Raw genomic sequence first — 22,392 nt, forward strand, 5'->3', positions numbered from 1 at the left:
TTCCGGCAGAATTAATGAGTCAAAATAGGGATAGATAATATGAAAATTGTTCAGATTAACAGTGTTTACGAAAGCGGAAGCACCGGAAAAATTTGCTCGGAAATCAGCAAACTGTTAACGGAAAAAGGAATTGAGAATTATATTTTATACGCTATCGGAAACTCCAAAAGTCCGAATGCAATAAAATATATGTCTGAAAAAGAGGTAAAGCTTCAGGCTTTAAAATCAAAAATTTCGGGCAAATACGGATTTTGTACTAAGCAGTCAACCAACAGGCTTATTAGTAAAATAGAGGAAATATCTCCGGATATTGTTCATTTGCATAATCTTCACAGCCACAATGTCAATTTGGAGCTGCTTTTTGAATATCTGAAAAGGAAAAAAATAAAAATAATCTGGACTTTTCACGATTGCTGGGCTTTTACCGGCTATTGTACATATTACGATCTTGTGCAATGCGGTCAGTGGAAAAAAGAGTGTAAAAAATGTCCTGTCAAAAATCACTACAGTTTGTTTTTTGACAGGAGTAATTATTTGTTTAAGAATAAAAAACGGCTGTTTTCTGACTTGGATTTAACTATAGTTACCCCTTCAAAATGGCTTGCGGCACAGGTTAAACAGTCCTTTTTCGGAAACTATCCTGTAAAGGTTATTTACAATGGAATAGATTGCTCAGTCTTTAAGCCTGTCGAGAGTGATTTTAAAGAAAAATATAATCAGGAAGCTCGTTTCATCGTACTGGGAGTTGCGTACAAATGGGAAAAACGCAAGGGCTTGGACGTATTTTTAGAGCTGTCGAAAAGACTTGACTGCGAAAAGTACAAAATTGTGTTAATCGGAACTGACAATGATGTTGACAAGCGGCTTCCTTCAAATATTTTAGGAATACACAGAACTGAAAACCAACACGAGCTTGCCGGAATTTATACCGCGGCTGATGTGTTTGTCAATCCCACCAGAGAAGAAACTCTCGGATTGGTGAATCTTGAAGCAAACGCCTGCGGTACGCCGGTAATTACCTTTAATACAGGCGGCAGCCCCGAATGTATTAATGCTGAGTCCGGCGTGGTGGTTGAAAAAGATGACGTAGACGAAATGGAAAAACAGATAATACGGATTTCAGCGCAGAAACCGTTTGACGCTCAAAGCTGTATCGACCGAGCTGCCGGTTTCAGCAAATCGGAAAAATATAAAGAATATTTGGATTTGTATTTTAATATTTGATTTTTAATTATTACAAACAGTTGGAGCTTATAAGTGAAAAAGATTTTTTATATTGGATATTTCAGCGATTCCGATGAAAGTAAATGCAGAAGAACAGCTCCCTCAGCTGACACAAAGATGCAGTATATTATCGAGGCAATGGTTAAAGAGGGCTATCAGGTTGAGGTTTTATCCTTTTGCGAAAGCGATATAAGGGATTGCTTGTGGAGAAAGGACAGCGGTTATCAAAAAAAAGCCGGCGATGTTACAGTCAGGTTTTTTAATTGCTTTAACTCAAGATTCCGTATCTTGCGTTTGCTCGGCAGAAAGCTTTCTTGGCTGAGCAAAAAAATATATATCAAAAAAATTGTATGCAATAGCGATTGCTCCGTGCTGATTTATCATTCGCTTTATCTTCTTAAAACGGCGCGATTGTTAAAGAGAAACGGAAAAGACTTTGTATATGAAGCGGAGGAAATTTATTCCGATGTTCTCGGAAAAAGTCATTTGCGAGAAAAAGAAATAAACACTCTTAAGCTCGGAAAAGGATATATTTTTTCCACGTCGATGTTAAGTCGTGAGATAAACGGTGATAAAAAACCGGAGCTTATCGTAAACGGAACATACCGTTCTGAGCCGTATACAAACGTTGATGTATTCAAAAGCAAATCCGGCGATATGTCAAACAGAGTAATTCATTGTGTTTACGCAGGAATTCTTGACGTACGCAAAGGCGGATTGAACGCTGCTGCAGCCGCAAGGTTTCTTCCTGAAAATTATCACATTCATATCCTTGGATACGGCTCGCCTGAAAAGGTAAGCGAGTTCAAAAGCAATTTGGAAAAAATTCAGGAAAACGCCTCAGCTAAGGTTACGTACGACGGAGTTCTGTATGGCGGGGATTATAATAATTTTCTCCAAAGCTGTGATATAGGACTCAGTCCGCAGAATCCCGACGCTGAGTTTAACGCCACTTCATTTCCGAGCAAGATACTGTCGTATATGGCTAACGGGCTCAGAGTGGTCAGCATAAGAATTCCTGCAATTGAGCAGTCTGAGGTCGGAAGTATGATTTATTATTACGATAATCAGACGCCGGAGGAAATTGCTGAGGCTATAATGAAAATTGATTTTAACGATGAATATGACAGCCGGGCAGCGCTGGAACAACTTGATAAAACTTTTCGTGAAAAGTTAAAAACATTATTTCCTTAAAACGGAGTAAGATAATGAGCAGAAAAGTCGGAGTAATGTTGTCCTATGTTTTGATGGTATTAGAGGTGATTTCAACTTTACTGTTGACTCCGTATATCATCCGTACACTGGGACAATCAGAATTTGGCGTATATAAGCTTTCAATTGCAATAAACGCATATTTGCTGCTTCTGGATTTGGGAGTAGGTAACGCTATTACAAGATATGTAGCGAAATACAGAGTCGACGGAGACAATAAAAAGCAAAGTCAGTTTTTAGGCGTTGCAACTGTTTTTTACATAATAATTGCCATTATAGCAATTATTATCGGCGTAATACTTGTCTTGATTTTTCCAACTGCATTTGCGAAAGGATTGTCTCCGGACGAGACGGTCCTCGGTCAAAAATTGCTGGCTATAACAATGATAAATTCAGCGGTTACGCTTGGAACGGTTCCTTTTGCAAATGTCCTGATTGCGTACGAACGTTTTTCAGTGTCGCGGGGAAGCTCTATTGTACAAATAATATTCAGGATGATTCTTACATTTTTGGCAGTAAAATCCGGAATGGGTTCTATTGGTATTGTAACGGTCAACCTTGTTATGACGGTTTTGTGCAGATCGTTTTTTGTGGTTTACGTTTTCTTCAAATTAAAAATATTTCCAATGTATAAGGGAATAAAAGCTTCTTTTATAAAAGAAATCGTTGCCTATTCGTCGCTGATTTTGCTTCAGATGATTGCTACTCAGCTAAACGCCTCGATAGACCAGGTTTTAATCGGATCGCTGGTAGCTTCTTCAGCGGTTATTCTCGCGGTTTACGGTGTGGGAACTCAGATTGTACAGTATTTTCAGTCAATCGGAACCGCCTTTACAGGAGTTATGATGCCCGGAATTGTCAGTATGGTTGAACGAAAAGCAACTCCAAAGGAACTGTCGGATGAGATGGTTAGAATTGGCAGAATAATCTTTATGGTATTAATGCTGATTTGGGCAGGATTTTTGGTTAACGGACAGCAATTTGTTGTTTTATGGGCAGGTGCTGAAAATAAGGATGCGTATTTGGTTGCGCTTATACTGATGACCGCATATGTTTTGGTATTAACCGAGGCAATCGGAACTCAGGTTTTGTGGGCGTTAAACGAGCATAAAGAGCAATCGTTCCTCAAAATGGGAATAGTGCTTGCGAACATCTTGCTTACTGTTATTCTGATTAAATGGCAGCCTTTGATTGGCGCCACACTCGGAACTTTTATTTCCCTGATAGTCGGGGATATTGTGGTAATGAACATTATTTTTGTCAAAAAAATCGGCATAAATTTATTTGCCTACTACAAAGGAATCATGAAGGGAATAATTCCATCGGCAGCAATAGCGGTTTGCTTCGGATTTGGTTTTTCGTTTTTCTTTTCGGAAAGCTGGTTGACAGTAATAGCAAACGGCATAATTATGGTGTCGGTATATGTTCTGTGTATGTGGCTTTTCGGCTTGAATAAATACGAAAAAACCTTGTTCGGTTCAATTATAAAAAAGTAATAAAAAAGAAGAAATGATTTAAGATAGGAGTATGAAAATGAAAAGAATACTTGCTTTAGTACTGTTGGTTTTATGCCTTTCGGCTTTTTGTGCATGCGGTTCAAATACCGAATCCAATTCTGAAGAGGCTGCTGCTGATGAAGCAACTACAAGCGTGTCGTATGATAAAATTACAACACCGTATGCCGACTTAAAGCTTAGACAATCTATAGCGGAAAATGTAGACCATAAGGTAACCGGTGAAGATCCGTATACGGTATCTTTCTCGGTTAAGGACGATCAAAAAGAAATCTTCGCCTTCGTTTTCGGCGGAAAAGGTCAGGCACTTGTCGGAACAATTGTCGGCAAGGACAAAAATACGGTTGTTTATATGAACGTTTCCGAAATTTCAAAGGATTCCCCAAATTACGAGAGATATACGCAGTATCAGCAGGGTGTAAACGATATAATTCAGGGATTAATTGAGAATTCCGACTTTGTTCGGGGAGAAGAAATAGAAGAGGATAAGGGAACGTTTGATATTAAAACCTCGTTGGTTACATTAAAGTTCCCGAACAAGTGGAAAGATAAGGTTAAAGTAGACGTAGAAGATGACAGCGTAAAATTCTCTGTTGATGAAACTCCTGTTTTTGATTTGTATTTTCGCGAAACCGACGGATATAAGCTGGGAACTTACAAAGAAACTCCGATTTATGTTAAGGATTATAATGTAACTACGCCCGAGCAAACAGCCGTGCTAAAGGATATTAATGTTATACTGGAAAACTTAAAAAAGGATTCTAACTTTAAGCAATAAAAAAATAGAAAAACATCCCCTGACAAAGCTTATACAAGTGTGTACAAGTTCCGTCAGGGGTGTTCTTATTTTCCTAAAATAGGGTTGTCAATGAATTTTACTTTGTGATAACAAGATTATCAATATTGGTATAGGCAAGGCAAAACCTGATATATGCAGCACCGCTGTTTGTTCCGTTGTTCGGAGCTACAGAGGTATCTAAGCTGCCGGATAAGTAATCCGCTGCCCATACCCATTTTTGATGGGTGGGATCTTGAACGGGCGAGGAATAAATGCCGATATATTCTTTATTAGAATTATAGAGCTGTGCAACGCCTGTGTATACGTTTAAGTTTTGCGTGTTATCTCCGCTTACAGTAAACGTATCTCCTGCCGTTACTTCAATAAATCCTGTTATAAGCTGACTTGCGTCCCAGCTTGCCGGAACGTGTGAGGAATTGAAACGCGCTCTTAATACCACATCCGCGTCGTTTTTATCGAACAGATTAACCGGTGCAGGAGCAGACTTATAATCAAGGCTGAATTCCCTGTCGTAGCCTGCGCCATAGTTGTCAACATAACAGGTCAGGTTGTCCAAATCTACCGTTACAAGCGAGAACGATGTATCGGTACGGCTGTTCGCGGTTTTCGGATATGTGGTGTCCTCGTTCCACGCCGAATAATTCGCGTTGTCCTTGTAGTGATTGTTATCGTAAAAATTAGAATTCGGAATTGTAAATCTGCGGATTACATCCGAGATATATCCAATATTGTAGCAGTGTGTGTGACCGTGGCAGTTACCGATAATCTTCGCACTGTGGTTTGTAAAGGTATAGCTGCCGTATGTTCCGCCGTTTGTATAGGGAATAAGAATATCGGCGGCTATGCCTGATACCATATCAAGTGGAGCGTGCGACAAAAGCAGGATTTTCCAATTCGCCGCGTCGCTCTTTGAGTTTACGTCAATAAGAGTTTCGCAGAGCCAATTCTTCTGCTCCTGAGATACGCCGAGCAGCGTACCTTGCGTGGATGTACTCACCGTATCAGATGTGTTGAGATAAATAATTCTGAGCTTTACGTTATCAATATCGTAATAGCCGTAGTTGCTCAGGCCGTCATTTACGCCGGCGTTATACCTGCCGAAGTACTGATACGCGCCGTTGTTTTGCAGGCGGCTCACCGTGCCGCCGCTGCCGGTGGTAGCGCACTGGTCGTGATTGCCTACACACCTGATGTTTGGCACTCCGCTAAAACCATCCTTAAGGAACATATTCATTTCCTGAATATCGGCTTTTAGCCAATCGGTTTGATATTGCGCCGTCGTATGCGCAACACCTGCCCACGTCATATCGCCGAGAGAGGCTACAAAATCAAGCGGAATTCTATCCGCAATATACTTGACTGCCTGTCCGCAGTGCAAGTTACTCACGCGCGTATAGTCGTGCGAGGTTTTTGTCGCGTCGTTGTGGCTGTCCGATACAGCAATAAAGCGGATTGTTCTGCCGAGACCTTTATGCGCAAACGCCTTTGCGAGCACGCTTTCGCTCTCGTCGATTACATATTGTGGAGTTGCGCCAATTTCATCATCAACATAATCCTCCAAATCGTCCTTTACAAAATTGACAAAATCCCTCACCGCGCCGACTGTCGGGTAATTTGTGTCGCTGTCACCTGTTTGTGACTGATTATTTATTATTGTTTTCTTATTGGATGTATTTTCTTTGCCGGTTACATCGACCTCGGCTGCAATTTTTTGGGCGTCCTCATCGGTAAGCTCATAGTGATAGCTTTCGACAAGCTCCTTTGCTTCTTCTATAAGCTCAGGGATTGTGCCGAGAGATTTATCAGTGACTTCCGCTTCATCGAGCACGGAAGGATTTACTCTAATCCAGATGGGGTAGGGCAAAGTTAAAACCTGTCCGTCGGAGCTGTCGCTTACCGAAACCTCAATGTTAATGTCTATTTTGTCGCGGAAATGCAGATTGTCTACGGGTATAAGAACAGTGCCCGATTCGCTGATTTCGCACTCTATTCCGCTTGCAATCAGCTTTTTTGTAACGCGCTCAACAATCGAGGCGCTTGCCGTACATCCTGAATCAAGGTTGAGCTTATCATCACCCTGTCTGAGTGTGAGCTCAATTATCCTTGTGTTTACGTCGTTGACATGGGTTACCGATGCCCTTTTCGGAGGGCAGTTGCGGTCTATGTCATAGCTTACGCAGATGTTTTTAATTTCCATTTTTACCTCCTGATTATAATAATAAAACGCCTGTGCGAAAGAGCTTTAATAAAATACCCTTCCACTTATACTTCCAAATCAGGAAAAATTGCATATTTTACTGCAATTTAAATGGAATTGACAATAAAAAAATTTAAATATATAATTAGTCACTGCCTTCAAAACAAGCAATCAGTAAAATTCTCGATAAACAGTGCATTTTTCATCGAAATGTGCTATAATAAGTGCAAGAAAATAATCAAGAGCAATAAAAAAGCTTGCACTTAAGTTAGAGGACAGTATGTATAAGTTCCATAGAAATCAACAAATGAGTTTTACAGATTTCAATCAGCCCGCAGGGATGCAGATGGATCCTGAGAACCGCTGGGTAAAGAAGGCTGCGAGTATACCGTGGTACGACATCGAGATAAAATATGCCGCGCTGTTTCCGAGCGAGACCGGTATGCCGGCAAAACCTTTACAAACAGCTCTCGGGTCGCTGATGATCCAGAAGAAATATGATTATTCCGACCGTGAGCTTGTCGAGCAAATCAAGGAGAATGCCTACTACCAATACTTTATCGGACTTCCGGGATATTCTTATGAAGCGCCTTTTGCGCCGTCACTTTTGGTAGAGTTTCGCAAACGTCTGACAGATGACATCCTTGAAGACATCAACGAAATGATGATCCAATTCAATCTGCCTGAAAACAATGAAGACGATGATTCGGATAACAACAGTCACTCCGATGGCGGCGAGGATGCTGAAAGCAAAGAGAATGAGAAATCCGAAGCAGACAACAAAGGCACATTGATTCTTGACGCTACCTGTGCTCCTCAGAACATCTCTTACCCGCAGGACATCAATCTGCTGAACGAGGCAAGAGAAAATCTTGAATCCATCATAGACGATATCTGCTATACCTACAATTTTTACAAGCCAAGGATGTATCGCAAAAACGCGAGAAAAGATTATCTGAATTTGGCGAAATGCAAAAAGCGTACCAAGAAAAAGATCCGCAAGGCGATCAAGCAGCAGCTTCAGTATATTCGTCGAGACCTCGGCTATATCGATATGTTTGTATTAGCCAACGGAGTAGTTCTTACCGAAAAGCAAGCCAAGCGGTTAACGGTCATCAAAGAGCTGTATGAACAGCAAAAGTACATGTATGACAACAATGTTCACAGCGTCAAAGACCGCATCGTCAGTATTTCTCAGCCGTATATCCGACCCATCGTGCGCGGCAAAGCAAAAGCTCCGGTAGAATTCGGTGCAAAGCTGGATATGAGCATTGATGAAAACGGATTCGCACGGTTAGAGAGATTATCCTTTGACGCTTACAATGAAGCGGATGTGCTCATCTCGGCAATAGAGAGATACCGCAAGCGAACCGGACGCTATCCCGAAAGGGTGCTGGTCGATCAGATATACCGCAATCGGAACAACAGAGCTTTCTGCAAGAGCAAGGGTATCCGTATATCCGGTCCGGCTTTGGGGCGTCCAAAAAAAGAACCGACGCCGGAGGAACGCAAAACTGCATACAGTGATAACACGGATCGTATCGAAGTCGAGCGAGGCTTCAGCCTCGCAAAGAGATGCTGCGGCTTGGGACTCATCAGAACGAAGCTCGATACAACGACCCGTTGTTCCATTGCGCTTTCCCTACTGGTATTGAACCTCGAAAAATTAGCAAGAGGTTCTTTGCGCCGATTTTTGGGATTCCTGTACGACGTAATATCAATGCTGCTGAAGCTGAAAAATAACCTCATATCCGTTTCGTGCGGTTAATGAGCAGAGACTAATTAAAATAAATTCAAAGCAGTATCTTCAGTCAGAGGAAGCGGAGCATGAAAAGCAACGATTTATTAAAAACCGCGAAAGATTTAGTATATCTTGTATCTTGCGCGGTAAACGGCGAAACTCCCGAAAAAAATATATGCGATAAAATGAACCTCGACAAGGTTCTTAAACTTGCGCGCAATCAGTCTCTGTCAGCGGCTGCGGCTATCGCGCTCGAAAACGCAGGCATAATTTCAGGTGAATTCAGAGAGGAAAAGTTCAAGGCTGTTCGCAGGCTTTCTCTGCTCAATACAGAACGCGGAAAAGTTCTGAGTAAGCTCGAGGACAGCGGTATTTGGTATCTGCCGTTGAAGGGGATTGTGCTAAAGGATTATTACCCCAAAACCGCGATGAGGGAGATGTCTGATAACGACATTCTTTTTGACTGCGAAAAATATGAGGAAGTAAAAGATATTATGGAAGGTCTTGGCTTTAAATGTAAGCTCTACGGCAAGACTAACCATGATGTGTATGAAAAGCCTCCTCAGCTTGATTTTGAAATGCACAGGTTTCTGTTTGACAGCTTTGACGATTACGAATGGTATAACTATTTTAAGGATATAAAAAGTAAGCTTGTCAAAGACGACGACAGTACCTGCGGATATCATATGACAAACGAGGATTTGTATATTTATTTGATTTGTCATCTGCGCAAGCATTATGTTCAGTGCGGAACAGGCTTGCGTTCACTGCTCGATATTTATATGTTCAGGAAAAAATTCAACGGGTTGTCGGAAAATGATTATATCCAAGCTGAATTAAAGCGGTTGAATTTGTCGGAGTTCGAGCAGGGCATGAGCGTGCTTGCGAGTAAAGTATTCGGGTTTAAGGAGCTTTCGGAGCAAGAGCTTGATGAGCTTATGTTTTTTGCAGGTTCAAACACACACGGAACAAAGGAAAACCTTTTAATGCAAAAGCTGAGCAACGATGACAGCACAGCGGCAAAGCGAAAATACGCCATGAGACGTATCTTTCCGTCGAGGGAAAGCTTACGCCGCGAGCATCCTCTTGTTTACCGTCACGCGGTTTTATATCCGTTTTGGATTATGTACCGCCCTATCAGAGGATTTGTAAAGTATCCTAACAGAATGTTCGGAGAAATAAAAGGCTTAAGGAAATTTAAGAAAAAGGAAAACAGAGGAAGATATAACGAGTAACATCCGCAGGCGCAGTCTGCGGATGTTGATTTTTTGATATATTATTATATTTTGCTTAAAATGATTATTGTAAACAGAAAAATGAGATGTTAAAATAATAATGTATAATAAAAAACAAGAGGTGAAATTTTATGTCAAACGAAAAAATAACCGCAGGCAAGGGCGGCGAAAGGTACGTTCCGTATGACGAGCGGACGGGCAACGAGTCCATCGTTTATTTTACACGCGACCTCTCAGCCGAAGGACTAAAGAAGGTCTACGAGAAGGTTAACGCGAATATGAACGGAAAAATCGCCGTTAAGCTTCACACAGGCGAACAGCACGGCCCAAACATCATTCCTCACGGCTGGGTTAAGGAGCTTATGCAGGGCGAGCCCGAGCTTAAAAACGCTTCAATCGTAGAGACTAACACCTACTACGAGGGCGACCGCTACACCACCGAACAGCACCTTGAAACTCTCAAGGTCAACGGATGGACTTTTTGTCCGGTGGATATTATGGACTCCGAGGGTACGGTTCTTCTGCCGATTGAGGGCGGCAAGTGGATGAAGGAGATGTGCCACGGCAAGACGATGGTCGATTACGATTCAATGCTCGTGCTAACCCACTTCAAGGGACACACAATGGGCGGCTTCGGCGGATCAAACAAGAACATCGGAATCGGCTGCGCTGACGGACGAATCGGCAAAAAGTGGATACACACCCGTGAGGGCGAGGATATGTGGTCAATCGCGACAGAGGAGCTTATGGAGCGCATTACCGAATCGACAAAGGCGACGATTGACTTCTTTGGCAAGAACATCACCTATGTAAATGTTATGAGAAATATGTCGGTTTCCTGCGACTGCGAGGGGCTTGACGCCGAGCCGGTTGTAACGCCGAACGTAGGAATTTTGGCGTCAAACGATATTTTGGCAATTGACCAGGCATGTGTGGACTTAATCTACGCTATGCGCGAGGATGAAAACCACGCGCTTGTTGAGCGTATTGAGACGCGCCACGGCCACCGCCAGCTCAGCTGTATGAAGGAAATGGGAATGGGCAACGACAAATATATTCTCATTGACCTCGACAACGGCGAGCAGAAAATCGACCAAAAAACAGCGGTTAAAGACCTCAAACCGTTTACACTGTAATCGAAAGGAGCTTTGTAATGCTTGAAAATGTTTTGACAAAAAACAACGCGGCTTCAAAAACAAAAATAACCTGTAAAACCTTAGTTTCAATCGGTTTAATCGCGCTTGCGGTTGTTCTGCCTCAGCTTGTACACCTCGCTTTAGGTCAGCCCGGCGGTGTTCAGCTGCTTCCAATGTACCTGCCTGTGCTCATCGGCGGATGTCTCCTCGGATGGCGCTGGGCAATGTTTGTAGGCGTACTTTCTCCGCTTGCAAGCTTCGCGCTCACCTCGCTTATGGGCAATCCCATGCCTGTGCTCGCAAGACTTCCGTTTATGATGGCGGAGCTTGCGGTGTTCGCGGTTGTTTCGGGCTTGTTCTCCAACAAAATTTACAAAAACGGTCTTTGGGCATTTCCGGCAGTGCTTGCGGCTCAGCTTGCAGGCAGGGCGGCTTTCCTCGGATTGGCGTTTATTTTCCAAAGTGTTGCGCCCTTTACGGCGGAAATGATTTGGAGCCAAATCCTCGCAGGCTGGCTCGGACTTGCAATTCAGCTTATCGCGGTTCCGCTCATCGTAATCGGACTCAGGGCAATTTTGGTTAAGGAAAAGTAAATGACCGATATTGAAATTGCAAAGAGGAATTTAGAAGGTCACAGCATTTGCCTGTGCAAAAACGGCGAGTTTTTCACCGACGACGGCAGGGGAATTTCTCCGATGATGCGCTTTATTGCGCAGGGGCTTGACCTTGACGGATATTCGGCTGCGGATGTAATCGTCGGCAAGGCGGCTGCAATGCTCTTTGTCAAGGCGAAAATCGCCTCGGTTTACGGCGTGGTGATGTCCAAATCCGCGGCGGAGTTCCTTGAAAAAAACAACACACCTTTTTCGTACAAGGAGCTTACCGGAAAAATTATAAACCGCAGGGGAGACGGCGTATGCCCAATGGAGCAGACGGTCGAAAACATTGACGACTGCGACGCGGCGTATAACGCCTTGCGCGAAAAAATGAAAATAATCAAAAAATAGGAATTGATTTTAATTTAGGCAATAAAAACCTAATAAAACAAATGTGGGGTTCGGTCAAGACCGAACCCCACTTTTTGCAATGTTTTAAGTTTTGATTTTCTTTGTTATTATTTAATCCATCTGAATAAATTTTTTGATAGCTTTAATCGCTCTGTCGGCGGCAAGCTCCTTGAAGTCCTCGTAGTTTTCAGCTTTGTTGTACTTGAAGTCGTCGCTGATTGAGCGAAGAATTGCGAACGGAACCTTGTTCATATAGCAAACGTGGCCGACAGCTCCGCCTTCCATCTCGCAGCACAGGGCGTCAAATTCCATAGCGATAAACTCGCGCTTTGAGCGGTAGCTTACAAAGATATCGCCGGTAGCGATACGTCCGGTAAGCACGTGTGAGCCCAGTCCCTGACAGCACTCAACAAGCTTGTCGCAAACTTCTTTGTCGGCAGGCATACTAATTCTCTTTTCGTCGGTAAACCAAATTTGACCTCTCGGCTCGTCAAGCGCCATACAGTTAAAGTCGTGCTCGACAGTGTCGGTAGAGATTACGATGTCACCGATAATCAGGTTCTTCGACAGACTTCCGGCGATGCCCGAGTTGATAACGACGTCGGGTGTAAACAGGTCAATCATAATCTGAGTGCCCACAGCGGCGTTAACCTTGCCGACTCCGCACTCCAAAAGCACAACGTCCTTGTCAAAAATCTTACCGCTTGTAAATTCAAGACCTGCTTTTTTGGTGATTTCGGGGTTTTCCATAAGCGCCTTAAGACCGTCAACCTCAATCTTAAGCGCACAGATAATGCCAATCATTTTTATAGCTCCTCTCTGTTTTTGATGTATTTTATTGCCGGTTTAAGTATAACACGCCGGTAAAAAATCTTCAACCTTTTTTGCAGGTAATATTGATTTTATGCTTTTGCAAAAGTATACGGCGAAAAATCATTTTCCACTGCGCTTCAAGCGTGTATTTATAGCCGTTATCTATTGACAAACAATTATCATAAAAGTATAATTTAAAAATGGACATTTACATTAAAAAATATCTGTAAAGAGGGTTAGCATTATGTCATCATTCAGCGGTGCCACATTAATGATTACAGGCGGTACGGGTTCATTCGGCAACACCGTGCTTAAGCATTTTTTAACAACCGATATCGGTGAAATCCGTATTTTTTCGCGCGATGAAAAAAAGCAGGACGATATGCGCCACGACTTGCAGGCACGTTTTCCCGATTACGCTAATAAAGTAAAATTTCATATCGGTGACGTGCGCAATCCACAGTCAATTAAGGACGCGATGTGGGGCGTTGACTATGTTTTCCACGCCGCGGCGTTAAAACAAGTGCCGTCGTGCGAGTTTTTCCCGATGGAGGCTGTCCGCACTAATGTCGAGGGAACCGACAATATGCTCCACGCGGCTATCGACTGCGGAGTAAAGCGCGTTGTCTGCCTTTCCACCGACAAGGCGGCGTATCCGATTAACGCTATGGGAATTTCAAAGGCGCTTATGGAGCACGTTGTAACTGCTAATGCCAGAGTTGCCGCGGAAAGAGGCGGCACGGTAATTTCGTGTACTCGCTACGGCAACGTAATGTGCAGCCGCGGCTCGGTAATCCCTCTGTTTATCGACCAGATAAAATCGGGAAATCCGATAACCATAACAAATCCGGAAATGACAAGGTTTCTGATGAACCTTGACGAGGCTGTAGACCTTGTAAAGTTCGCGTTTGAGAATGCGAACCCCGGAGATTTGTTCATTCAAAAGGCTGACGCTTCAACAATCGGCGTTCTCGCCAAGGCGGTCCAGCAGCTTTTCGGAGATACCGGAACAAAAATTATCGGTACACGTCACGGCGAAAAGCTCTACGAAACCCTCATGACAAGGGAAGAAAAGCTCCGCTCCGAGGATATGGGAAATTATTACCGTGTTGCCGCCGACAGCAGAGATTTGAACTACGATAAATTTGTGGTAAAGGGTGTTGTCGACACTGAGGCGGACGAGTCCTATACCAGCCACAACACCAATCTGCTCGACGTTGAGGGTACGGTTAAGAAGATTTTAACCACAGACTACGTAAACGATGAATTAAATAGATAAGGAATAGCTATGGAAAATTTTGGTGCAAATTTCAAAAATAACGGTAAGCTAAAGCTTTTGATTATCGTCGGCACACGCCCCGAGATTATCCGTCTTGCGGCGGTGATTAACAAGGCGAGAAGGTACTTCGACACAATCCTTGCCCACACCGGACAGAACTACGATTACAACCTAAACGGCGTGTTCTTTAAGGATTTACAGCTTGACAATCCCGATGTATATCTCAACGCTGTCGGCGCTGATTTGGGCGAGACAATGGGAAATATCATCGCAAAGTCATATCAGCTTATGGCTGAAATCAAACCTGACGCGGTTCTGGTTTTGGGCGATACAAACTCCTGCCTGAGCGTAATCGGCGCAAAGCGTCTGCACATTCCGATTTTCCATATGGAAGCCGGCAACCGCTGCAAGGACGAGTGCCTGCCCGAGGAGACCAACCGCAGAATTGTGGATATTATCTCCGACGTCAATATGGCGTACTCCGAGCACGCAAGGCGCTACCTTGCCGATACGGGACTTCCCAAGGAGAGAACCTATGTTACAGGCTCGCCTATGGCAGAGGTTCTTCACAACAATCTCGAGCAGATTGAAGCTTCAAATATTCACCAAAAGCTCGGACTTGAAAAAGGAAAATATATCCTGCTCTCGGCTCACCGCGAGGAGAATATTGACACGGAGCAAAACTTTACTTCACTCTTTACCGCAATCAATAAAATGGCGGAAAAGTACGATATGCCTATTCTCTACTCCTGCCATCCACGCTCAAAAAAGCGCTTGGAGCAGAGCGGTTTTAAGCTCGACAGCCGTGTTATTCAGCACGAGCCGCTCGGCTTTCACGACTACAACTGTTTGCAGATGAACGCCTTTGCGGTTGTGTCGGACAGCGGAACACTGCCCGAGGAAAGCAGCTTTTTCACCTCAATCGGCAAGCCGTTTCCTGCAATTTGTATAAGAACCTCCACCGAACGTCCCGAGGCACTCGACAAGGCTGACTTTATCCTTGCAGGTATCGACGAAAAAAGCCTGCTTCAGGCGGTTGATACCGCGGTCGAGATGAATAAAAACGGCGACCTCGGAATTCCCGTTCCCGATTATGTTGACGAGAATGTGTCCGACAAGGTAATCAAAATTATACAGTCCTACACAGGCGTTGTTAACAAGATGGTCTGGAGAAAGCCAAGCGCCTCGACAGGCAATTAATATACTTGAAAAAAGAGGTTCAATATGAATATACTTGTTACAGGCGCGAAGGGAATGGTAGGTCAAGCCTTGTGCGCAAACCTTAAAAATATTCGCGACGGAAAGAACCGCACACGTCCTGAAATTTCTATAAAAGAAATATATGAATACGACATAGATAATTCCTTAGAAGAATTAAATGAATTCTGTCAAAAGGCTGATTTTGTCTTTAACCTTGCAGGAATTAACCGCCCGAAAACAAACGACGAGTTTATGCAGGGCAATTTCGGCTTTGGCGAAACCTTGCTTAATTTTCTTAAAAAGAATAATAACAAAGCCACGGTTATGCTTTCAAGCTCAATTCAGGCGACTTTAATCGGCAGATACGGTCAAAGCGACTACGGCAAAAGCAAGCTTGCAGGCGAGGAATTGCTATTTAAGTACGGCGAGGAAACAGGTGCAAAGGTTGCGGTTTACCGCTTCCCGAACTTGATGGGGCACAGCCGCCCGAACTACAATTCAGCCGTTTCCACCTTCTGCAACGCTGTCGCAAACGACCTGCCATATACCGTGAACGACCGAAACGCCGAGGTTGAGCTGCTCTATATCGACGACTTGGTTGAGGGTATGTTTGATTTGCTCGAGGGTAAGGAAAAACACTGCGACTATGATGGCTTAATTCCTGTAGAGAATAATAACGGCAGATACTGCTATGTTCCGCTGACCTATAAAGTAACGCTCGGTGAGATTGTCGATCTGCTTAATAGTTTTAAATCTCAGCCCGAAACGCTTGTTATGCCCGATATTCCGAAAGGCAGCTTTGCCAAAAAGCTCTACAGCCTTTATCTGTCGTATCTCCCTGCCGAAAAGTTCAAATTCGCGCTTAAAATGAACTGCGACGACCGCGGTTCGTTTACTGAAATGCTAAAAACCGTAAACTGCGGTCAGTTCTCAGTAAACATCAGCAAGCCTGGTATCACCAAGGGACAGCACTGGCACAACTCAAAGTGGGAGTTTTTCATTGTTGTATCGGGCAGAGCGCTGATTGAGGAGCGCAATATCCACACAAACGAAAAGGTTGCTTTTGAGGTTTCGGGAGAAAAAATCGAGGCGGTTCATATGATTCCGGGCTGGACGCACAACATCATCAATTTGTCCGAAACGGAAAACCTCGTTACCCTGATGTGGGCAAACGAGCAGTTTGACCCCAACCACCCCGACACCTTCTTTGAGCCTGTTTAATGAGCATAATAAAAGCATAATAAAAAACTGTCATTCCACGCTTACGGAATGACAGTTCTATTATTTTATCCAGCTTTTTACAGTTGCAATCTCCTTTGCGTAGCCATTGTCGTCGTTCGGCGTTTCAAGAATAAACGGACGGTCTTGGAGTAATGGATGCTGAACAACCGTCTTTAACGCTTCTTCTCCGAGCAAGCCTTCACCGAGCTTTTCATGACGGTCCTTGTGCGAACCGCAGACGTTTTTGCTGTCGTTAAGGTGGAGCGCGTACAGCCTGTCAAGCCCGATAACCGTGTCAAACTCAGCCAAAACACCGTCAAGGTCGGCTTTTATATCGTAGCCGCCATCCCAAATGTGGCAGGTGTCAAGGCAAACTCCGAGCTTGTCCTTGAAGCTTTCTCCGCCGAGCGAAACAGCCAAATCCAAAATGCTCTTTATCTCCTCGAACCTTCCGCCGATTTCACTGCCCTTGCCTGCCATTGTTTCAAGCAAAATTATATTTTTAAGCGCTCCGCTTTCGCGCTCAACCTCATCAATCACGCTTACAAGGTTTTCCGCAATCAGCTTAATGCCGGTCTCCGTTCCCTGACCTACGTGACAACCGGGATGAAAGTTGTAGTAATTGCCGGGCAGGTTTTGAAGCTTAATTAAATCATCACGCAACATTTCTCGTGAGTTAGCTCTAATTTCTTCCTTCGCGGCGCAGATGTTCATTGTATACGCGCCGTGAACAACGAGCTTTCCGAAATTGTTTTCGTGAATATAATCGCGCAGAGCAGCGATATCCTCAGCGGAAACGGACTTTGATTTTCCGCCGCGCGGATTTCTCGGAAAGAACGCGAAGGTGTTTCCGCCGAGCTCTACCTCATGCGTGCCCATGGCGAGATATCCCTTTGATACCGAAACGTGGTTGCCTATGTATATCATAACTTTACCTCAAATTCTGAAATTCACATTTATAATACATCAAAAACCGTAAAAAATCAATTTTACGACAGTATTGACATCGCAGCAGAGCGAAAGTATACTTAAATTAAAACAAAAAATCTCCATATCAACCAACGGTTTGTAGATTTTTAACCCTTACCCGACTATAATTTAAAGTGAAAGGAGGCAGAAATATGGATCAGGTGAAAATCGGACGCTTTATCGCGCAGCGCAGAAAGGCAAATAATATGACGCAAATGCAGCTTGCGGAAAAGCTCGGAATTACCGACAGAGCGGTTTCAAAATGGGAAACAGGAAAATCCCTGCCCGACGTTGCGATTATGCCTGAGCTGTGCGGGCTGCTGAACATCACAATCAACGATTTGTTTAACGGGGAGGTTGTAGTAATGGAGGACTACAGGGAAAAATCCGAAAAACTGTTAATCGAAATGGCAAAGCAAAAGGAGCAGGCAGACAAAAATCTGCTCGCGCTTGAAATTTTAATCGGCGTTTTATCAGTGATTATCTTACTTGGCTTTACCTTTGCCGCAAGCTTTTTTGATATGCCCGATTGGGCGAGAATCTGTTTGATTATCGCGGGAGTAGTCCCGTGCTTAGTGGGATTGTTTTTTGCGCTTAAAATTGAGCAGACCGCAGGCTATTACGAATGCGCCGATTGCGGACACCGCTATATTCCCACCTTCGGCAGTGTGCTTTGGGCGCCGCATATGGGCAGAACGCGTTATATGAAGTGCCCGAAATGCGGAAAAACCACATGGAACAAAAAGGTTCTCAAAAAATAATAAATCTTAAATCTAAAAAGCAGACGCCGCGTGACGTCTGCTTTTATTTGCATTAAGGCAATACCGCATAATTCAGGTGTGCGGATTGCGCAGCAAGATTTTTTGTCAGGTTGTACAAATAAATCAAGGTAAGGCTGACGCCTTGACGAGATTTTTTGGGCAAGCTGACGGAATAATATTCAAGCAAGCCGTGCGCCTTGAATTGTGCGGTGTTGCCTTAAAACTGTTAAACCCTGACAATCAGGTTATTTGCACCAAAGGCAGCGGTGTATTTAACGTCCTTCGCCATTTTGAGGATAATCGCAAGGTTTATTTCTTCCTCTTTTTTATCCTGACTGCCCTGTAAAAGCTTGTAGTAATCCTTTAAATTCATCGGCTTGCAGTCATCGCGCATACGGATAATCAGGTCATCGCCCTTTGCAACCAATCTCATATTAATATTATGCTCTTTTCCGTCGTTAAAGCCGTGCTCCGCTAAAAATACGGACAATTCCTCGGTGATAAGCCCGTATTTCCGTGCGCGTTTTTTGTCCGCGCCGTGCTCCATGGCAAACGCAATCGCAATCTTTGATAATTCCTCAATTTCCTGAGTTGATGAGGCTATTACCGAAATCTCATTATCGGGAGTTGTGCCGAAGTCTCTCGGCATAAGCAGCATTTTATCGCCGAAAGACTTTCCCTCTCTATTCAAAAATATGTACAATAAGGCAATCAGCGAAAGTCCTGCCATATTGAAAATTTTGGATATAAACGCGCCCTCATAGCCTATAACGCGCAGCATTAAAAAGGTAATAGGAATCAGGTTGCCGCATTCAATCAAAAAGCTGTATATATTGGCAAAACGCAGCCGTTTTATTCCCATCAGGTAATTGTTGAAATTGTATACGATCGTGTGGAACGGCAATGACAGACAAGAAACCTTTATACACTGCTTGGCAAGCTCCAACGCCTCGGGGTTATTAGATTTCAGGAAGAACGCCGCCAGCGGATCGCAAAATACAAACAGTACAACCGTAACAACACTTGACATAACCAGCGCGTGAATCAGAGAGATTCTTTGTGACAGCTTGATTGATTTTTTGTCCTCTTCTCCGACAAAAACGCCGGCAAACGCCATAAGCGTATCGGCAGGTGCGTACCATGCCGCGCGTACAAATACGGTAATCTGGGCGAATACGCCGTGAGCCGCCACAAGATAGGGCATATTGAAGGAAGTGAGCAGATTGTTGATGATGAGACCGCCCAGGGCTTTGCTGCCCTTTGCAACGCCCATCGGAGCGCCGAGACTAATCATTTCAGCGCACAGCTTTGGGCTAAAGCCCTTGAACTTCAGGCGAAAAACAGACGCGCTCTTTTTGCCTGCGTAAAAAGACGCGCATACAAAGAACGGAACGATATATCCGAGCGAGGTAGCCAAGCCGATTTGCAGCATTCCGCCGTGCAATACAAAGACTACAAATGCGTCCGCGATAACATCAATTACTGTCGTAAGTATTGAGGACGAGTTAACCTGCTTATACTGACCTTCTATCTGCTAATTGTATATTATTGTCACTATGTTTCAAAAGGTTTTAAATAAAATTTTGTGTTCTATGTAATGATTTTTGGAGAAAACATAGATTTCGAGTGTTGCATTGGCACGATTAGTGTGGTATTATATAATTTGGTAATATTTTAACATTTCATAAATTTTTAGGAGGAATTATCTGATGACGATTACAAAAACACAGGAAGGCACCAAGCTTACGGTTGCCATTGAAGGAGAATTAAACACAAACACCGCTCCCAAGCTCGAAAAGGAATTCGAAACATGTCTTGACGGGGTTACATCTCTGGTTATCGACGCTCAAAAAATGGACTATATCTCCAGCGCAGGTCTGCGCGCACTGTTCGGCGCCGCCGAGGTTATGCAGGAAAACGGCGAGATGTGCGTAATCAACTCTAACGATGAAGTCAAGAACATTTTTGAAGTAACAGGCTTTGTTGATATTATCGACGTAAAATGATAAGTATAGAGATACCTGCCGAAAAAACAAGGCTGAACGAGGTAATCGACTTTGTCATTGATTTTGCGGAAAAGCTCGGCTTTGATAAAAAGGAGCTTTTTCAGTTAAAGCTTTGCACCGAGGAGATTTTTGTTAACGTCTCAAGCTACGCATACAAGCCCGATACGGGTATGATTACCGTAACCGCGGACGGGTGCGAAAGTCCTCTGACGGTCACGCTGTCGTTTATCGACAGCGGAAAGCCCTTTGACCCTCTGGCTAAGCCCGATCCCGAAAAAAACCGTCCCCTTTCACTGGCAAAAAAGGGCGGGCTCGGAATTTTTCTAACCAAGAGGTTTATGGACGAAGTCAGCTACGCTTATCAGGACGGAAAAAACGTCCTGACGATTAAGAAAAACCATTCACAGGCGGAGAGTACCCATGAGTAAAGAACCGAAGAAAAAAAGAAAAAAGCTGACGGTCAAGGCGATACTCGGCTTGATTTTTGTTCTCATTTTCATCGTCATTTTTGTCTGTATCGGTATCACATGGCGCTACATCGACGACTTTGATGACAGTCACTACGGAACTGCCTTTGCCTTGACGCACACGGCGTCCGAGTATATCGACGGCGAAAAGTTAACCGGGTATTACAAGAACGGAACAACGGACGACTACTATGGGCAGATGCGTGATTTTCTTAAGCTGTTGCAATCGGAAGGCAAGCTTGACCGTATGTATGTTTTTGTGCCGTCGGAAAATGAGCTTGTGACCGTTTGGGATACCAACAAAACCGCAGGGAATGCGTTAGGCTCACGTCAGGCTTTTGACGGAGAATTCAAGAAAAGCGCGATGAGTACTTTTTCCGGTAAATCCGAGGAAAACGTATACATAGACGATAAGAGCGCCAACAATCTGGTGGTTACGGCGTTTTCACCGATTTACGACAAAAACGGAAATCCGGTCGCTATGGTCGCCTCCGAATTCAAGGGCGAAAGCATTATATTAAAGATTGTGGATTTTAACCTTGCCACGCTGGTAATAGTACTCGTGTCAAGTATCATCCCGATTTTAATTTTCTACAGAAGAACAAAGAAAGGCGTGCTGCTGCCGATAAAGCGGTTGAATTCCTCCGCAAAGCAAATGGTAGGGGATTTGGAGTCGGAGAAGCTCGTTTCACCCGACATCCATACCGGCGACGAAATCGAGGAGCTTTCCGATTCGTTTGAGCAAATGAACGTGGAGCTGCGCGATTATATCCGTCAGCTCAGGCTCGCGACCGCAGAAAAAGAACGTATCGGCGCTGAGCTGAATATGGCTAAGGATATTCAGGCGGCTCAGCTTCCCAGCACTTTTCCGGCTTTTCCTGACAGGAAGGAATTTGACATCTACGCGTCCATGACTCCTGCAAAGGAGGTCGGCGGAGATTTCTACGACTTCTTCCTCGTCGACGACGACCATCTCGCGATGGTAATTGCCGATGTTTCCGGCAAGGGAATTCCGGCGTCGCTGTTTATGATGATTTCAAAAATCCTCATCAAAAACCGCCTTAAGGCAGGCGACAGCCCGTCCGCGGCGCTCGAAAAGGTCAACAACCAGTTGATTGAAACCAACAACATCAAGCCCAAGCAGTTTGTCACCGTATGGCTTGCGGTGCTGGAGCTTTCATCGGGAAAGGGAACGGCGGCAAACGCCGGACATGAACATCCCGTTCTCAAACGCGCTGACGGTGAATACGAGCTCGTCGAATACAGACATTCACCGCCTGTATCACTGCTCAAGGGACTGCGGTTCCGAGAACACGATTTTGAACTAAAACCGGGCGACAGGCTGTTTGTCTATACGGACGGCGTTGCCGAGGCAAAGAACACCGAACGCGAGCTGTTCGGCACAGACCGCTTGCTTACGGTTTTGAACAACGATAAAAACGCTTCTCCGCAGCAGGTGCTGGAGAACGTAACAAACGGTATCAACGCTTTTGTCGGAGAAGCCGAGCAGTTTGACGATATCACGATGATCGGATTCACTTACTACGGTTCAGACGGCAATACAGATATTTCATAACATTACATACACTGAAATCTTTCGGGAGGATAGAG

Annotated in this window: 20 protein-coding genes; 16 read left to right on the forward strand and 4 right to left on the reverse strand. The window is 44.1% G+C overall.

Translation table 11 applies throughout. From position 1 onward, the window contains the following. The first annotated feature begins 39 nt into the window (after positions 1-39). The 4 genes from AB1I50_RS10015 to AB1I50_RS10030 are packed head-to-tail and all read left to right on the forward strand — an operon-like array spanning position 40 to position 4,728. On the forward strand, positions 40-1,224 hold the full coding sequence (locus tag AB1I50_RS10015; protein ID WP_407723884.1) for a glycosyltransferase: 1,185 nt from the start codon (positions 40-42) through the stop codon (positions 1,222-1,224). 33 nt (positions 1,225-1,257) lie between these two features. Next, a complete protein-coding gene (locus AB1I50_RS10020) occupies positions 1,258-2,418 on the forward strand; it encodes a glycosyltransferase (protein WP_407723885.1) in 1,161 nt (386 codons plus the stop codon). Positions 2,419-2,471: 53 nt separating this feature from the next. Then, the gene (locus tag AB1I50_RS10025; RefSeq protein ID WP_407725337.1) at positions 2,472-3,932 is read left to right on the forward strand and encodes an oligosaccharide flippase family protein; all 1,461 of its coding nucleotides are present in this window, start codon (positions 2,472-2,474) and stop codon (positions 3,930-3,932) included. A 37-nt stretch (positions 3,933-3,969) separates the two neighbouring features. Further along, complete coding sequence (locus AB1I50_RS10030) at positions 3,970-4,728, forward strand: hypothetical protein (RefSeq protein ID WP_407723886.1); 759 nt, start codon at positions 3,970-3,972, stop codon at positions 4,726-4,728. 97 nt (positions 4,729-4,825) lie between these two features. Here AB1I50_RS10030 and AB1I50_RS10035 read toward each other — a convergent pair whose 3' ends face one another. Further along, complete coding sequence (locus tag AB1I50_RS10035; protein WP_407723887.1) at positions 4,826-6,946, reverse strand: metallophosphoesterase family protein; 2,121 nt, start codon at positions 6,944-6,946, stop codon at positions 4,826-4,828. Between the two features lie 280 nt (positions 6,947-7,226). Between AB1I50_RS10035 and AB1I50_RS10040 the strand changes: the two genes are divergently transcribed. The 5 genes from AB1I50_RS10040 to AB1I50_RS10060 all read left to right on the forward strand — a co-directional run bounded on the left by AB1I50_RS10040 (position 7,227) and on the right by AB1I50_RS10060 (position 12,065). Further along, on the forward strand, positions 7,227-8,714 hold the full coding sequence (locus AB1I50_RS10040; RefSeq protein ID WP_407723075.1) for an IS5 family transposase: 1,488 nt from the start codon (positions 7,227-7,229) through the stop codon (positions 8,712-8,714). Between the two features lie 59 nt (positions 8,715-8,773). After that, a complete protein-coding gene (locus AB1I50_RS10045; RefSeq protein WP_407723888.1) occupies positions 8,774-9,922 on the forward strand; it encodes a nucleotidyltransferase domain-containing protein in 1,149 nt (382 codons plus the stop codon). A gap of 131 nt (positions 9,923-10,053) precedes the next feature. Beyond that, positions 10,054-11,058 (forward strand): DUF362 domain-containing protein, encoded by a 1,005-nt coding sequence (locus AB1I50_RS10050; protein WP_407723889.1) that lies wholly within the window; start codon positions 10,054-10,056, stop codon positions 11,056-11,058. 17 nt (positions 11,059-11,075) lie between these two features. Continuing rightward, positions 11,076-11,651 (forward strand): ECF transporter S component, encoded by a 576-nt coding sequence (locus AB1I50_RS10055; protein WP_407723890.1) that lies wholly within the window; start codon positions 11,076-11,078, stop codon positions 11,649-11,651. Continuing rightward, entirely contained in the window at positions 11,652-12,065 is a 414-nt protein-coding gene (locus tag AB1I50_RS10060) for a DUF1893 domain-containing protein (protein WP_407723891.1), read from the forward strand. It begins immediately after the preceding gene. Between the two features lie 111 nt (positions 12,066-12,176). On the opposite strand, the gene AB1I50_RS10065 is transcribed toward AB1I50_RS10060, so the two are convergent. Then, positions 12,177-12,869: a 5'-methylthioadenosine/adenosylhomocysteine nucleosidase gene (locus AB1I50_RS10065; RefSeq protein WP_407723892.1), complete on the reverse strand. Its 693-nt coding sequence runs from the start codon at positions 12,867-12,869 to the stop codon at positions 12,177-12,179. A gap of 253 nt (positions 12,870-13,122) precedes the next feature. Here AB1I50_RS10065 and AB1I50_RS10070 point away from each other — a divergent pair, with 253 nt between their 5' ends. The 3 genes from AB1I50_RS10070 to AB1I50_RS10080 are packed head-to-tail and all read left to right on the forward strand — an operon-like array spanning position 13,123 to position 16,578. After that, a complete protein-coding gene (locus tag AB1I50_RS10070; protein WP_407723893.1) occupies positions 13,123-14,157 on the forward strand; it encodes a polysaccharide biosynthesis protein in 1,035 nt (344 codons plus the stop codon). Positions 14,158-14,166: 9 nt separating this feature from the next. Beyond that, a complete protein-coding gene (wecB, locus tag AB1I50_RS10075) occupies positions 14,167-15,357 on the forward strand; it encodes a non-hydrolyzing UDP-N-acetylglucosamine 2-epimerase (RefSeq protein WP_407723894.1) in 1,191 nt (396 codons plus the stop codon). 24 nt (positions 15,358-15,381) lie between these two features. Further along, positions 15,382-16,578 carry a polysaccharide biosynthesis C-terminal domain-containing protein gene (locus AB1I50_RS10080; protein ID WP_407723895.1) on the forward strand — a complete coding sequence of 399 codons (1,197 nt, stop codon included), beginning with the start codon at positions 15,382-15,384 and terminating at the stop codon, positions 16,576-16,578. A gap of 60 nt (positions 16,579-16,638) precedes the next feature. Here the strand turns inward: AB1I50_RS10080 and AB1I50_RS10085 are convergent, their stop codons facing one another. Beyond that, complete coding sequence (locus AB1I50_RS10085; protein ID WP_407723896.1) at positions 16,639-17,505, reverse strand: deoxyribonuclease IV; 867 nt, start codon at positions 17,503-17,505, stop codon at positions 16,639-16,641. Between the two features lie 194 nt (positions 17,506-17,699). Here AB1I50_RS10085 and AB1I50_RS10090 point away from each other — a divergent pair, with 194 nt between their 5' ends. Continuing rightward, entirely contained in the window at positions 17,700-18,308 is a 609-nt protein-coding gene (locus AB1I50_RS10090; RefSeq protein WP_407723897.1) for a helix-turn-helix domain-containing protein, read from the forward strand. Between the two features lie 226 nt (positions 18,309-18,534). On the opposite strand, the gene AB1I50_RS10095 is transcribed toward AB1I50_RS10090, so the two are convergent. Further along, positions 18,535-19,752 (reverse strand): MATE family efflux transporter, encoded by a 1,218-nt coding sequence (locus tag AB1I50_RS10095; protein WP_407723898.1) that lies wholly within the window; start codon positions 19,750-19,752, stop codon positions 18,535-18,537. Between the two features lie 265 nt (positions 19,753-20,017). Here AB1I50_RS10095 and AB1I50_RS10100 point away from each other — a divergent pair, with 265 nt between their 5' ends. From AB1I50_RS10100 to AB1I50_RS10110, 3 genes are read left to right on the forward strand one after another with little or no spacing between them, the layout of a single operon-like run. Continuing rightward, positions 20,018-20,314: an STAS domain-containing protein gene (locus AB1I50_RS10100; RefSeq protein WP_407723899.1), complete on the forward strand. Its 297-nt coding sequence runs from the start codon at positions 20,018-20,020 to the stop codon at positions 20,312-20,314. Further along, on the forward strand, positions 20,311-20,742 hold the full coding sequence (locus AB1I50_RS10105; protein WP_407723900.1) for an ATP-binding protein: 432 nt from the start codon (positions 20,311-20,313) through the stop codon (positions 20,740-20,742). Before AB1I50_RS10100 ends, AB1I50_RS10105 begins: the two co-directional genes overlap by 4 nt. Further along, positions 20,735-22,357, forward strand: a complete 1,623-nt coding sequence (locus AB1I50_RS10110) for a PP2C family protein-serine/threonine phosphatase (RefSeq protein ID WP_407723901.1) — start codon at positions 20,735-20,737, stop codon at positions 22,355-22,357. The genes AB1I50_RS10105 and AB1I50_RS10110 overlap by 8 nt, the downstream gene beginning before the upstream one ends. Positions 22,358-22,392 lie beyond the last annotated feature (35 nt).

It is taken from the genome of Ruminococcus sp. NATIVEDY161, assembly GCF_045819895.1.
Classification (GTDB): Bacteria; Bacillota; Clostridia; order Oscillospirales; family Acutalibacteraceae; genus Ruminococcoides.

Excerpts from the sequence above, each read along its gene's own strand:
- AB1I50_RS10015 (WP_407723884.1), top strand. The coding sequence starts at position 40 with ATGAAAATTGTTCAGATTAACAGTGTTTACGAAAGCGGAAGCACCGGA.
- AB1I50_RS10025 (WP_407725337.1), top strand. The coding sequence starts at position 2,472 with ATGGTATTAGAGGTGATTTCAACTTTACTGTTGACTCCGTATATCATC.
- AB1I50_RS10030 (WP_407723886.1), top strand. The coding sequence starts at position 3,970 with ATGAAAAGAATACTTGCTTTAGTACTGTTGGTTTTATGCCTTTCGGCT.
- AB1I50_RS10035 (WP_407723887.1), bottom strand. The coding sequence starts at position 6,946 with ATGGAAATTAAAAACATCTGCGTAAGCTATGACATAGACCGCAACTGC.
- AB1I50_RS10040 (WP_407723075.1), top strand. The coding sequence starts at position 7,227 with ATGTATAAGTTCCATAGAAATCAACAAATGAGTTTTACAGATTTCAAT.
- AB1I50_RS10045 (WP_407723888.1), top strand. The coding sequence starts at position 8,774 with ATGAAAAGCAACGATTTATTAAAAACCGCGAAAGATTTAGTATATCTT.
- AB1I50_RS10050 (WP_407723889.1), top strand. The coding sequence starts at position 10,054 with ATGTCAAACGAAAAAATAACCGCAGGCAAGGGCGGCGAAAGGTACGTT.
- AB1I50_RS10055 (WP_407723890.1), top strand. The coding sequence starts at position 11,076 with ATGCTTGAAAATGTTTTGACAAAAAACAACGCGGCTTCAAAAACAAAA.
- AB1I50_RS10060 (WP_407723891.1), top strand. The coding sequence starts at position 11,652 with ATGACCGATATTGAAATTGCAAAGAGGAATTTAGAAGGTCACAGCATT.
- AB1I50_RS10065 (WP_407723892.1), bottom strand. The coding sequence starts at position 12,869 with ATGATTGGCATTATCTGTGCGCTTAAGATTGAGGTTGACGGTCTTAAG.
- AB1I50_RS10070 (WP_407723893.1), top strand. The coding sequence starts at position 13,123 with ATGTCATCATTCAGCGGTGCCACATTAATGATTACAGGCGGTACGGGT.
- wecB (WP_407723894.1), top strand. The coding sequence starts at position 14,167 with ATGGAAAATTTTGGTGCAAATTTCAAAAATAACGGTAAGCTAAAGCTT.
- AB1I50_RS10080 (WP_407723895.1), top strand. The coding sequence starts at position 15,382 with ATGAATATACTTGTTACAGGCGCGAAGGGAATGGTAGGTCAAGCCTTG.
- AB1I50_RS10085 (WP_407723896.1), bottom strand. The coding sequence starts at position 17,505 with ATGATATACATAGGCAACCACGTTTCGGTATCAAAGGGATATCTCGCC.
- AB1I50_RS10090 (WP_407723897.1), top strand. The coding sequence starts at position 17,700 with ATGGATCAGGTGAAAATCGGACGCTTTATCGCGCAGCGCAGAAAGGCA.
- AB1I50_RS10100 (WP_407723899.1), top strand. The coding sequence starts at position 20,018 with ATGACGATTACAAAAACACAGGAAGGCACCAAGCTTACGGTTGCCATT.
- AB1I50_RS10105 (WP_407723900.1), top strand. The coding sequence starts at position 20,311 with ATGATAAGTATAGAGATACCTGCCGAAAAAACAAGGCTGAACGAGGTA.
- AB1I50_RS10110 (WP_407723901.1), top strand. The coding sequence starts at position 20,735 with ATGAGTAAAGAACCGAAGAAAAAAAGAAAAAAGCTGACGGTCAAGGCG.